The 11,943-nt window shown below is 59.5% G+C and carries 11 protein-coding genes; 6 read left to right on the forward strand and 5 right to left on the reverse strand.

Features of this window, described 5'->3' with window-relative positions:
- Nucleotides 1-199 precede the first annotated feature (199 nt).
- Nucleotides 200-2,299 carry an NAD-dependent DNA ligase LigA gene (gene ligA, locus HUO12_RS03020; protein ID WP_176272200.1) on the forward strand — a complete coding sequence of 700 codons (2,100 nt, stop codon included), beginning with the start codon at nt 200-202 and terminating at the stop codon, nt 2,297-2,299.
- A gap of 10 nt (nt 2,300-2,309) precedes the next feature.
- Nucleotides 2,310-2,813 carry a CinA family protein gene (locus HUO12_RS03025; RefSeq protein WP_176272201.1) on the forward strand — a complete coding sequence of 168 codons (504 nt, stop codon included), beginning with the start codon at nt 2,310-2,312 and terminating at the stop codon, nt 2,811-2,813.
- Here HUO12_RS03025 and HUO12_RS03030 read toward each other — a convergent pair.
- The 4 genes from HUO12_RS03030 to HUO12_RS03045 are packed head-to-tail and all read right to left on the reverse strand — an operon-like array spanning nt 2,798 to nt 6,003.
- A complete protein-coding gene (locus HUO12_RS03030) occupies nt 2,798-3,496 on the reverse strand; it encodes a DUF2459 domain-containing protein (RefSeq protein WP_176272202.1) in 699 nt (232 codons plus the stop codon). The genes HUO12_RS03025 and HUO12_RS03030 overlap by 16 nt on opposite strands.
- Nucleotides 3,475-4,383 carry a 50S ribosomal protein L11 methyltransferase gene (locus HUO12_RS03035; protein ID WP_332310361.1) on the reverse strand — a complete coding sequence of 303 codons (909 nt, stop codon included), beginning with the start codon at nt 4,381-4,383 and terminating at the stop codon, nt 3,475-3,477. Before HUO12_RS03035 ends, HUO12_RS03030 begins: the two co-directional genes overlap by 22 nt.
- Nucleotides 4,380-5,303, reverse strand: a complete 924-nt coding sequence (locus HUO12_RS03040; protein WP_176272203.1) for an MBL fold metallo-hydrolase — start codon at nt 5,301-5,303, stop codon at nt 4,380-4,382. Before HUO12_RS03040 ends, HUO12_RS03035 begins: the two co-directional genes overlap by 4 nt.
- Nucleotides 5,293-6,003 carry an SDR family NAD(P)-dependent oxidoreductase gene (locus HUO12_RS03045; RefSeq protein WP_176272204.1) on the reverse strand — a complete coding sequence of 237 codons (711 nt, stop codon included), beginning with the start codon at nt 6,001-6,003 and terminating at the stop codon, nt 5,293-5,295. The genes HUO12_RS03040 and HUO12_RS03045 overlap by 11 nt, the downstream gene beginning before the upstream one ends.
- 398 nt (nt 6,004-6,401) lie before the next feature.
- Between HUO12_RS03045 and sdhC the strand changes: the two genes are divergently transcribed.
- The 4 genes from sdhC (at nt 6,402) to HUO12_RS03065 (ending at nt 10,394) form a co-directional block, all read left to right on the forward strand.
- Nucleotides 6,402-6,782 (forward strand): succinate dehydrogenase, cytochrome b556 subunit, encoded by a 381-nt coding sequence (gene sdhC / locus HUO12_RS03050; protein ID WP_176272205.1) that lies wholly within the window; start codon nt 6,402-6,404, stop codon nt 6,780-6,782.
- 10 nt (nt 6,783-6,792) lie between these two features.
- Entirely contained in the window at nt 6,793-7,179 is a 387-nt protein-coding gene (gene sdhD / locus HUO12_RS03055; protein WP_176272206.1) for a succinate dehydrogenase, hydrophobic membrane anchor protein, read from the forward strand.
- Nucleotides 7,179-9,002: a succinate dehydrogenase flavoprotein subunit gene (gene sdhA / locus HUO12_RS03060; protein ID WP_176272207.1), complete on the forward strand. Its 1,824-nt coding sequence runs from the start codon at nt 7,179-7,181 to the stop codon at nt 9,000-9,002. Before sdhD ends, sdhA begins: the two co-directional genes overlap by 1 nt.
- Nucleotides 9,003-9,398: 396 nt before the next feature.
- A complete protein-coding gene (locus HUO12_RS03065; protein ID WP_232367292.1) occupies nt 9,399-10,394 on the forward strand; it encodes a C13 family peptidase in 996 nt (331 codons plus the stop codon).
- Here the strand turns inward: HUO12_RS03065 and HUO12_RS14475 are convergent.
- A complete protein-coding gene (locus HUO12_RS14475; RefSeq protein ID WP_232367293.1) occupies nt 10,374-11,804 on the reverse strand; it encodes a peptidylprolyl isomerase in 1,431 nt (476 codons plus the stop codon). The genes HUO12_RS03065 and HUO12_RS14475 overlap by 21 nt on opposite strands.
- Nucleotides 11,805-11,943 lie beyond the last annotated feature (139 nt).

The following is an 11,943-nucleotide window of genomic DNA, read 5'->3' on the forward strand; positions in this document are numbered from 1 at the left end:
GGGCTCGGTGATTTTGATCAGAGAGTACGGAATTACGCAATTGGCAGTAGCATTGTCTTTTCATTGCTGACGTTACTTCGGATGCACAACGTCGTCCTTTCTGTGAAATGGCGGGCATTCCTAGGCGGTAAATGGAAGCGATATCTGGTGAACTCGGTCGCAGGGTTGTCACTCTTCGTAGTTCTGCAGGGCTTACGTTATGCCTTCTAACCTCTCCGAAGCCGAAGCCGCCAATGAGTTGATGCGGCTTGCCAAGGCGATTGCCAAGCATGACCGGCTCTATCACGCTGAAGACGATCCGGAGATCTCCGACCAGGAATATGATGCGCTCGTCCGCCGGAATGCCGAGCTGGAGGCACAATTCCCGCATCTGGTCCGCGAGGATTCTCCGTCGCGCAAAGTCGGGCATCAGATCGCTGCATCGCCGCTGTCCAAAGTGACGCATGAGGTTCGCATGATGAGCCTCGATAACGCGTTTTCGGACGAGGAATTGCTCGAGTTCATCGCGCGGGTGCGGCGTTATCTCAATTTGCCCGAAGACGAGACCATGGCCTTCACAGCCGAGGACAAGATTGACGGTCTGTCCTGCTCGTTGCGCTATGAGCAAGGAAAGCTCGTGCGCGCGGCCACACGCGGAGATGGGCAAGTCGGCGAGGATGTGACGGCCAACGTCGCGCATATTGCGGACATCCCGCAAACGCTCCCCGATGGCGTGCCAGACGTGTTCGAGGTGCGCGGAGAGGTCTATATGTCCCGCGAGGATTTTGCAGCGCTCAATGCAGCGCAGGAGGAAGCGGGCGGCAAGCTGTTCGCGAACCCGCGCAATGCGGCGGCGGGCTCGCTGCGGCAGAAGGATGCGAGTGTTACCGCCAAGCGGCCCTTGCGGTTTTGGGCGCATGGCTTGGGCGCGGCATCCGACATTCCGGCTGAAACGCAAGCGGACATGGTCCGCAAGCTGGAGAGCTGGGGGCTGCCGATCTCGCCGCTATTCGCGCGCTTTGAGAGCGAGCAGGATCTGCTCAAGCATTACGAGACCATTGCGGGCCAGCGGCCTGATCTGCCTTATGAAATCGATGGCGTGGTCTACAAGGTGGACCGGCTCGACTGGCAGCAGCGGCTTGGTTTTGTCGCCAAGGCGCCGCGCTGGGCGATTGCCCGCAAATTCCCGGCCGAGCGGGCGGAAACCACGCTCGAAGCAATCGACATCCAGGTTGGGCGTACCGGCAAGCTTACCCCTGTAGGCAGGCTCGCGCCGGTTCTGGTCGGCGGTGTTACGGTTACCAACGTAACCCTTCATAATCGCGACGAAATTGCGCGACTGGGCGTGCGCCCGGGCGACCGCGTGGTGGTCCAGCGCGCGGGCGACGTTATTCCACAGCTTGTGGATAACCTCACTCGCGAGGAGCCGCGTGATCCCTTTGTGTTCCCTGAATGTTGCCCTGAATGCGATTCCGAGGCGGTTTCAGAGGAAGGCGAGGTTGATGTGCGCTGCACGGGCGGTCTCATCTGTCCGGCTCAACGCACTGAAAGGTTGAAGCATTTTGTCTCTCGCAAAGCGCTGGATATTGACGGGCTGGGCGAGAAAACCATCGATCAGTTCTTCAAACTGGGCTGGCTTGAGTCGCCCGCGGATATCTACCGGTTGAGGGACAAACGCGCGGATATCCTCGCGCTTGAAGGGTGGCAGGACAAGTCTGTGGACAACCTGTTGGCTTCTGTGGAAGCAAAGCGGGAGCCGGACGCGGCTAGATTGCTGTTTGGATTGGGAATTCGCCATGTCGGTGAAGTGACCGCGCGCGATCTTATGAAGAATTTTGCGACGTTGGATGCGCTGCGCCAACAGATCGATCACTACAACACTTGGTATCGTTTGGAAGGAGGCCAGAAGGTCAAACCGCCGGAAGATTTGGAGTCATTCCAAGCCTTCAATTCCATTGATGGCGTGGCTCACACAGTAATTGAATCTCTGCGAGCATTCTTTGACGAGCCGCATAATGTCGCTGTTTGGGAAGACCTGCTGAGCGAAGTCAGTCCTCCACGTTACGAAGTTGAAACGCTCGACAGCCCCGTGGCGGGCAAGACAGTCGTCTTCACAGGCAAGCTGGAAACCATGAGCCGCGATGAAGCCAAGGCTCAGGCAGAACGCTTGGGCGCAAAAGCGGCGGGATCTGTCAGCGCGAAGACGGACTTGCTGGTCGCAGGTCCGGGCGCAGGCTCGAAACTCAAGAAAGCGCAGGAGCTTGGCATTGAAGTGATCGACGAAGCAGGCTGGGCTGAAATCGTGGCGGCGGCAGGGTGAGGCACAAACCATGACCCTCCTCACCGACCTCCGCCCGCAAGCTGCGCGTATCGCAGAGCTTCTCCGCGCGCGGGGCGAAAAGATCGCTGTTGCTGACGGCGCGACAGGCGGCCTTATCGCGGCGAGCTTGCTGACAGTGCCCGGCGCGCTCGATTTCTTTGTCGGCGGCGGAGTGGTCTATTCCTTCAGAGCGCGCGATGTCTTGTTCGACCAGCCACGTGAGGCTTACAAAGGCATGCGCGGTGCGAGCGAGGACTACGCGCTGCTTCAAGCACGCTCGATCCGCGACAACTTCCATGCCCAATGGGGCATTTCGGAAAGCGGCTCGGTCGGCGGATCAACGCATCCGGGCGGCGCGCCTGCGGGGCAAAGCGTTGCGGCCATCGTCGGGCCAGGCGGCTTCGAGCATACGCAGATGACGCAAACCGGCTGCGATGACCGGATCGCCAATATGGAGAGCTTTACGCGCGCTGCCTTAAGGGCACTGGGAGATGCGCTTCAGTCAGCGTCTTGAGGCGGCTCGACCCATTTCATCACGCCGCCTTCCAAAGGCGTCCACCAGCCGGTTTTCACGCCTGCAGCCGCCAGCATGTCGCTCGTCCATTGGTTGCAAGTGCGCCGCGCTGAATAATTGCCTGAAGCATCATAAAACGCGTCATACCAGGAATAGCCGGGATAGGTTTGTCGCTTGTAAGCAGGAAGGACGTAAGGCTCGATTGCGGCGACAAGCTTCTGGTATTCCTCTTTGGTGATGGTGAGCGGACGATGGTTCTCGGAAGGTTGCGGGCGAATGTAATGCGCGATGTGGAGCAGCGGCTCGCCGCCATAGACAGCGCCCACAGCGACCGAAGGCTTCAGATCCGCCCATGTCTCTGTGTTGAGGAAGACTTCCTTCTCGCCCCAGCTGATCGAGACATGGGTGTAAGGCTGCGGGGGCTCTTGCAGATCGCTTGCCGGGAAGTCTGCGCGCCAATCCTTGTGCTCGGTCACAAGCGGCATAACCAGAGCCGTGTGAACGCCATTGGTCTCGACTAGTATTTCCACGCCGTCTTCGGGCTGTTCCCAGTTTGCATTGCGGGGAATGCTTGAGCCAATCCATGCGGTCAGCAGGAACACCAAAATGGCTCCGAGCAGAGCGGCGAGCGGCCATAACACCAGCCGCTTGGCCCAGAGCTTTAGCGACGCTTGCGCAGCCACAGGATTGACCAGGCGCCATTGACGAGCCTTGCAGCCAGACGAAAGCCTTGTTTGCGATAGGCGCGGCGGATGCGCGGCTCTTGCGTTTCCAGCAGCCCTGCGAGCAGCAGATTGCCGCCGGGCGTGACTGCTTTCCCGAAATCAGGCGCAAGCTCGACCAATGGTCCGGCAAGGATGTTGGCGATGAGCAGATCATATGGCCCACGCGCTTTGATTAGAGGGTGATCGGTGCCCGGCGCGATCACCATGGTCACTTCGCCTGCCTTCGCGCCGAGCGGGACCGCATTCATGGCTGCGTTATCAGCGACCACGGTTGCGCAGACCTCGTCAATATCGCTCGCGGTTTGCAAGGCGCTGGGCCATATTTCGCGCGCGGCAAATGCCAGCAGCCCCGTTCCTGTACCAATGTCAGCGATATTGCGCGCGACCACGCCGCTGCGCTTCATCGCATCGAGCATTTCGAGGCATCCCGCAGTGGTCTCATGCTGGCCGGTGCCGAAGGCCTGGCTTGCCGGAATGACGATATCGGTCAGGTCTGCGCGTGCTTCATAATCTGCTGTGCGGACATGGAAGCGGCCTGCAAAAATCGGCTCAACTCCTTGCTGGCTGAGGGTGAGCCAGTCTTCATCGGGGAGTCGCTCGGCTTCGATTGCGGGAGCCTCACCTTCAAACAGCGCAGCGAGAGCGCCTTTTTCAGCGGTGCCGGGTTTGCGTTCCATCCACGCTTCGAGCACCCAATCCTGCGGTTTGTCTTCCGCGATCTCGCGTCCCGACAGGACGATCTCGTCATCCCATGTGCCAAGCTCTTCGGCCATTTCATGCGCCAGCAGCGCGGCCTGCACTTGCCGCTTTGGCGCAAAGGCAAAGAGCTTCCAGCTGGTGGTCACTGGTTCGCGCCAGCCTCGCGTTCCAGGCGCCTCGCAATGTCTTGCCGTTTGCCTTCCGCATATTGCGCGCACGGCGCTTCCATCGTCAGCAATGTCCGCTCCTCCAGATGCCTGAGGAGTCGCGCATGCGAAGGATGCGGCGCGAGGAGGATATCGCAATCAAGCCCGGCAAGCCGATCTAGGCCCGCACGGTACTCGGCGAGATATTCCGGATGATCGGAGAAGCGATAGTCGTCCGCGCTAACCGGGGAGAGGCTGTCGGCATAAACGAAGGTTTTACACACATCGCCTTCACAGCTTGGCCAAGTCCAGCTGGTTGCTCCCGGTGAGTGCCCGGGCGTGTGGATCGGAGTAATGCCGTCATAGCCCTTGAAGCGGAATGTCGTATCTTTGAAAATCAGGACAACAGATTTGACCGGCGTAAAAGCCGGATGGTCTGAGCCGGCTTGCGGATCGTTGGCAGCGGTGACGCCACTCATCAATACTTCGCTTGCGGCTTCAGAGGCCTCGATCGTCGCCCCGGTTGCCTCTTCTATCCGCGCTATGCCGCCTACATGATCGTAATGCTCGTGGCTGATGTAGATGTATGAAATGTCTTTAGGGTCAAATCCCAGCTTGCGAATATTGTCGAGGACCACTTTCGCCCCTTCATCGGTCCCAGAGTCGATTAGAGTGTCATAATATTTGCCCTTGATCAGGATCGAAGCGATTCCGCATGTGCCGACATAGTAGGTATTGCCGTAGACCTTGAAGGGCGGGGCGGGCTTGTCCCAATCGTCCCACGGCTCGCAGGCATCAAGGAAGGCTTGCTGATCGGCGGGAAGGCCAGGCTTGCCGGGCTCGCCATCTTCAGCGGCGACGGCCACGCATCCCGTAAGCATAACAGACGAAGCGGCGACTATGAGTGTCTTAGCGAACATAGCTTGCTCCATTGGCGTCGATGACCGCGCCCGTCATGCTGGCTGGGGCTTCGAGTGCGCAAAACACGATGATCCGCGCGATTTCGTGGGGCTCTGCAACTCGGCCCAAGGGAATGTCGCGCAGCAAATCCTCGCCGCCGCGTGATGCCAGATAGTCTCCTGCCATCGCGGTATCGGTAAAGCCGGGCGTGATCGCGAAGCTCATTATACCTTGCCCGGCATAGGCTCTCGCAATGGTCTTGTGCAAAGCGACCATGCCTCCTTTGGCAGCGGCGTAGTGCCAGTGGTCAGGACTATCCCCGCGATAGGCCGCGCGGCTGGCGACATGGACAATGCGCCCTTCGCGCCCCGTATCGAGCCAGTGCTTCACGGCAAATCGGGTGAGCTGGGCTGCTGCTGTCAGATTGATCCGCAAAGTGTCTTCCCAGCGGTCGATCCAGTCGATGTCAGAGCCATGCAGCGGATTGGCTTCGAACAGTCCCGCATTGTTAATGAGCACATCGATCTGGCCGCCCGATTGCGCGAGAGCCTCTTCCCACAGCATTTGCGGAGAAGCGGGCTGCGTAAAGTCCGCGCCAATCGCGTCCCCACGCCCTGAACTGCTCGCATGGCCGATCACTTTTGCGCCGCGTTCGCTCAATAAATCGCGCGCTGCCGCACCAATCCCGCGGCTTGAACCTGTCAGTAGTATTGCACTCATAAGGCAGTCAGAACAATGCAGGCGCATGAACCGAGATGGTTCGATTGCGGGTTGAATTGCTAGAAACGAGCCGAAGCATGGAGTGGTTCTCCATTCGAGGCGAGTGACGCCGCAATTCGCCCTCAATCGACCACCGGAACGGCTTGGCCGGAATTGCCCATGACTTTGTCGTTCGCTTGGCCAATCGCACCACTATTTCCCTTCGCTCTCTCCGCGTCCTGAACAATTCCGGCCTAAGTCTCGATTATGCGCCGGCGTTGCCCTGACTGCATCACCTATCCGAAACTTTGCAGGTAGAGTCGAGGCATTGCGCGCACTTGCCCGCTTGTTTCACACCACACATTCGGTAAGGGAGTGCGAGCGCCGAGGGAGTGGCGCAAGACATTTCGGGATAGACAATGGGTAACAGACCGCTTTCACCACACTTGCAGATCTGGAAATGGGGCCCGCATATGCTGGTGTCCATCCTGCACCGCGTCACCGGCGACGGCATGGCCTTGGTCGGCCTGTTCGTTCTTGTCTGGTGGCTCGGCGCGATTGCCAGCGGTCCGACTTACTATTCATTCTTTACCGACATCATGACATCGCCGGTCGGCTACATCGTCATGGTCGGCCTGAGCTGGGCTTTCTTCACGCATTTGATGAGCGGACTGCGTCACTTCGTACTCGATATCGGTGCCGGCTACGAGCTGGACACCAATCGAGCGTGGTCGATCGCATCACCGCTTATCGCCATCGCACTGACAGCGGGCTTCTGGGCCCTCATCCTCAACAAATAGGTCGAACAAAATGGGTAACGGAACCTCCATCGGGAAGGTACGCGGACTGGGCTCCGCGCATGAAGGCGCGCATCACTGGCTGGTGCAGCGCTTCACAGCTGTCGGAAACCTCGTGCTGATGCTGTGGCTGGTCACAAGCTTCGTGCTGCTGCCGGACCTCTCTTACGGCACGGTGTCGACCTGGCTTGCCGGGCCAATCCCGTCCGTCGCCATGATTTTGCTGGTCATCAGCGTCTTCTGGCATGCGCGGCTGGGCTTGCAGGTGCTGATCGAGGACTACGTCCACGAAGCGGGCATGAAGTTCGGCCTCATCGCGGCGCTTAATCTTGCGGTTATCGGCGGAGGCGCGTTCGCGATCTTCAGTGTCGCGCGTCTTGCATTGGGAGGAGCGGCATAATGGTCGACACCTCAGCCTATAAGATCATCGACCATACCTACGATGTCGTGGTCGTCGGCGCGGGCGGTTCAGGCCTCCGCGCAACCATGGGGGCTGCTGAAGCGGGCCTGCGCACAGCCAACATTTCCAAGGTTTTCCCGACGCGTTCGCACACAGTTGCAGCGCAAGGCGGCATTGCAGCTTCGCTCGGCAACAACTCGCCCGACCATTGGTCGTGGCACATGTATGACACCGTTAAGGGCGCGGACTGGCTCGGCGACCAGGACGCGATTGAGTACCTTGCTCGCGAAGCTCCGCAAGCCGTTTACGAGCTTGAGCATGCCGGCGTTCCATTCTCCCGCAACGAGGACGGCACGATTTACCAGCGTCCGTTCGGCGGTCACATGCAGAATATGGGCGAAGGCCCTCCGGTGCAGCGCACTTGTGCGGCTGCTGACCGCACCGGTCACGCCATGCTGCACGCGCTCTATCAGCAGAGCCTCAAATACGATGCGGACTTCTTCATTGAGTACTTCGCGCTCGACCTGATTATGAGCGGCGAAGGCGCGGATCGCAAATGCGTCGGCGTGATCGCGATGTGCCTGGATGATGGCACGATCCACCGTTTCCGCGCGCAGTCTGTCGTACTGGCAACCGGCGGCTATGGTCGGTGCTACTTTACCGCAACGTCTGCGCACACCTGCACCGGCGATGGCGGCGGCATGGTGCTGCGCGCCGGTCTGCCCTTGCAAGATATGGAATTCGTTCAGTTCCACCCCACCGGCATTTACGGCGCGGGCGTGCTGATTACCGAAGGCGCGCGCGGCGAGGGCGGATATCTGACCAACAGCGAGGGCGAGCGCTTTATGGAGCGGTATGCTCCGTCAGCGAAAGACTTGGCATCGCGCGACGTTGTCTCGCGCTCCATGGCGCTTGAAATGCGCGAAGGGCGCGGCGTCGGCGAAAATGGTGACCATATCTTCCTGCACCTGGATCATATCGATCCGAAAGTGCTCGCTGAGCGTCTTCCCGGCATTACGGAAAGCGGCAAGATCTTCGCAGGCGTCGATCTGACGCGCGAGCCACTGCCGGTTACGCCGACCGTCCACTACAATATGGGCGGCATCCCCTGTAACTATCACGGGCAAGTGGTGACGCTTGGCCCGGATGGCGATCCCGATCACGTCGTGCCGGGTCTTTACGCAGTTGGTGAAGCAGCCTGTGTGAGCGTCCATGGCGCAAACCGTTTGGGCTCAAACTCGCTGATCGACCTGGTGGTGTTCGGCCGTGCGACAGGCTTGCACTTGAAAGAAAACACCAAGGCGGGCGCAAGCCAGCCTGAATTGGCCGCTGACAGCGCGGAAATGGCGCTGGGCCGTCTCGACCATTTCCGTCATGCTGATGGCGGCTCGCCAACAGCTGTGCTGCGCCGCGATATGCAGCAGACCATGCAAGCGCATGCCGCTGTGTTCCGCGACAGCAAGCTGATGTCGGAAGGCGTTCAGAAGCTGACGGATATCAACAAGCGGATGGAAGACGTGAAGGTCTCCGATCGTTCGCTGATCTGGAACAGCGATCTCATCGAAACGCTGGAGCTCGACAACCTCATGGCTCAGTCGGTCGTCACAATGGCGTCGGCGGAGAACCGCAAGGAAAGCCGCGGCGCGCACGCGCATGAGGACTTCCCTGACCGCAATGATAGCGAGTGGATGAAGCACACCATCGCTTGGTTCGAAGGCTGGGGCGGCAATGGCGGATCGGTGAAGATCGACTACCGTCCGGTGCACGAATACACGCTCACTGACGATGCGGAATACATCAAGCCGAAAGCGCGGGTGTATTGACGCTCCCGATTTATCTTATTGGAGGTTTTCTGCTCGGCTGCTTGATCGGGTACGTGAAGGGCGATGCGGAAAGCGGCTGTGCTATCGCTTGTATTGTACCAGTTACATTCTTTCTCGTAGCTAACGTTGAATTCTCGTTCATCGATCCTGAGAAATTGAATTCAACGGCATCATTGGCGATCCTTTTCTACACAGCCTATGCAGCTGGAACTGGCATCATCGGCTTCTTTCTTGGTCGAGCCATTAGGCGGAAGATCTAGGGCTCATCTAGCTGAACCTCGGCGAAGCAAAAGTCCTCTTTCTAATCCGTTCGTCCTGAGCTTGTCGAAGGACGTGTGTCCGGGTGCCAAAGCCTGCACTTGACCCCTTTCAATCTCACCGCCAACATCCACCCCAATGAAGGGGCTTCGCAATCTTGCAGCAATGGCCGCGTGTGTCAGCGTCACGCTCGCAGCTGCCTCGTCAGCACAAGACGCTTCTGAACCCGTCCAGCCTCCACCACACACGACCAATTGGCCAATCCTTGGCACAGGCAAGACGCAAGGCGAGCGCATGCGGACGCTCTCCATGGGGCCGGAGATGCAGCGCGGTATTTCGCCGACGGAATTGCTGCGCGAACGCCGCTTGCTCGATGAGGCGCTGGAGGATCTCGCGCCGCAACGCCCTGGCACAATTGACGCCTATGTCGTGACTATCGCGCTCGACAGCGATCCGGTGTTTGCTCGTGAGGCGCGCGAAGCGGGTAAGGTATTGAGCCGCCGATACAATGCCGAGGATCGCACCATTGTCCTCGCGGGGCCGGACGGGAAGAACGCAGGGCTTCCCAAGGGCTCGATCCGTACACTGATGGTAACGCTCGCTAGCATTGCCGAGACGATGGATACGGACGAGGACGTGCTCGTGCTCTACACGACCAGCCACGGCATTCCGCAGGGTCTCGCCTACCACTACGGCAATACCGGCTATGGTATCCTGTCCCCGCAAGTGCTGCGCGATGCTCTGCGTGATCTGGGGCTGGAGCGGCGGATCCTGATCCTCAGCGCGTGTTATTCAGGCGTGTTCGTCCCGTTCGTTTCCTCGCCCGACACAGCGGTGCTGACGGCAGCACGTTCCGACCGGACCAGCTTCGGCTGCCGCGCGGAAAATGACTGGACCTTCTTTGGCGACGCGCTGATCAACAATGCACTGCGCAAGCCGCAATCACTTGAGGCCGCGGCAGGCGAAGCGCGCGATGCGATCAGCGGATGGGAGCGTGCCGCGCGAGTCAGGCCTTCGCAGCCGCAGACTGCGATCGGAAGCGGTACGGAGGAATGGCTCATCCCTCTCGAAGCGGGGATACCACGCCGGGCAACGAAACCCGTCGGACGCCCGTCATTCAGCCCCGGGGGTTGATCCTTCTTCAGGGGCAACGCGCCGGGCGGTTTTGATCATAGCAGGCTCCGCCAGCAGCTGTCCTTTCATAAAGCCTTCCCCTTTGTTGGGATCGCGCGGTTTGGCGTGGATCGCGTGAACGACTTCCATGCCGTCAACGACATAGCCGAATACAGCAAAGCCGGGCCTGCGTGCGGGATCGTCTGAACCCGGAACCGCATCAAGACCGCGCTGATCGCGGATCATGATGGAGAAGTCGCCTGTCGCCGTGCCGGGATCGAAGCGCGCCATGGAAAGTGTGCCATTGGTGTGGCTCAATCCGGTCTCGCTGGTCGGCTCATGCGCGACAGGAGGCAGCAGCCGTTTGGGATCATTCTGCGCGCCGCATTGCAGGAAACCGGAGGGCTCTTCACCGCCTTCGACATGCAAAGCGCGATAGCATTTGATGCCGTCAAAGCGGCCTTCGTCTACATAGCGCAGGAAGTTCGCGGCCGTGATCGGCGCGCGCTCAGTTTCAAGCGAAATGGTAATCGTGCCGAGTTCGGTTTCCAGCTCTACAAGCTCGGTCGCATAGACTTTGGGCCCGACGCCCGGCGTTGTCGCTGCACGCGTACTGACTTCAAACTTCATAACCAGCGTGCGCTGATCCTCCGCGCCGCCGCCATTGTCCGATGCGATGTAGAGATAGGTCAAGCCGTTTTCTTCGCGAACGGCCAGCCCTTCGAAATTGCCGACAGTCAGTTCCGGCCCCCATGCGGCGAGGCGCTCGCCATTGCCGCCCGGACCGACTGCGTGGATCGCAACGCCAAAACCTGTTTCCGGCGTTCCGCGCCGCAGAAGGACATAGCACACACCATTGCTCGCGCAGTCAGAGCCGGTTGCGACATATTGCTCGGATTCCAGGCTCTCGCTTGCGTCCAGTTCCGCGAGGACTGGGTGGAGCGCAACATCATGAGGCACGGCAGTTTCGCCCAAATCCGCGTAGCGCCAGATACGCTTATTGCCGTCGAATTGAACCAGCCAGCCGCCATCCTCCGAACGCTCGATAGATGACGCCATGACGTTTTCGTCACCGCGCAGCTTCTTGCCGCGCTCGTCGAGCAAAGGCCCCATTTCGATCTCGACAATGTCAGTAAGCCTGTTCTGGATCGCATCGGGTAGCATCATCAGCCAACGCCCATCGCTCGTCACCGCATAGAGCTGGCCATCCGACCAATCCAAGCCGGAAATCGCGCCGACCTCTTCTTCGCCCGGTTCGATCTCGACGCCGCCGCGATAAATGAGCTCTCCGAGCTCGATGTTATCCGGATCAGCGGAGTCAAAGGCGACCGGGATCGTTTGCGGCAGGAAGGGTTCTTCAGCAGCCGCAGGCCCTGCGGCGAGGCCAATGCCGACGGCAATTGCGCCTGAAAGATAGGTTCTCCATGTCATTCATCCATGGTGAAATGTCGTTTGCAGAGAAGCAAGCGGGATTCGGTGCTGTTCATCCGATAGCAATGTTTACAGCCGTAGTCGCTTTGACTACACCCGTAATCGTCATTGAGATTCCGGCTGTAACAGAACGAGTTCG

Origin of the sequence: Altererythrobacter lutimaris (genome assembly GCF_013371495.1) — a bacterium.
Classification (GTDB): domain Bacteria; phylum Pseudomonadota; class Alphaproteobacteria; order Sphingomonadales; family Sphingomonadaceae; genus Erythrobacter; species Erythrobacter lutimaris_A.

Excerpts from the sequence above, each read along its gene's own strand:
- ligA (WP_176272200.1), top strand. The coding sequence starts at position 200 with ATGCCTTCTAACCTCTCCGAAGCCGAAGCCGCCAATGAGTTGATGCGG.
- HUO12_RS03025 (WP_176272201.1), top strand. The coding sequence starts at position 2,310 with ATGACCCTCCTCACCGACCTCCGCCCGCAAGCTGCGCGTATCGCAGAG.
- HUO12_RS03040 (WP_176272203.1), bottom strand. The coding sequence starts at position 5,303 with ATGTTCGCTAAGACACTCATAGTCGCCGCTTCGTCTGTTATGCTTACG.
- HUO12_RS03045 (WP_176272204.1), bottom strand. The coding sequence starts at position 6,003 with ATGAGTGCAATACTACTGACAGGTTCAAGCCGCGGGATTGGTGCGGCA.
- sdhC (WP_176272205.1), top strand. The coding sequence starts at position 6,402 with ATGGGTAACAGACCGCTTTCACCACACTTGCAGATCTGGAAATGGGGC.
- sdhD (WP_176272206.1), top strand. The coding sequence starts at position 6,793 with ATGGGTAACGGAACCTCCATCGGGAAGGTACGCGGACTGGGCTCCGCG.
- sdhA (WP_176272207.1), top strand. The coding sequence starts at position 7,179 with ATGGTCGACACCTCAGCCTATAAGATCATCGACCATACCTACGATGTC.
- HUO12_RS03065 (WP_232367292.1), top strand. The coding sequence starts at position 9,399 with ATGAAGGGGCTTCGCAATCTTGCAGCAATGGCCGCGTGTGTCAGCGTC.
- HUO12_RS14475 (WP_232367293.1), bottom strand. The coding sequence starts at position 11,804 with ATGACATGGAGAACCTATCTTTCAGGCGCAATTGCCGTCGGCATTGGC.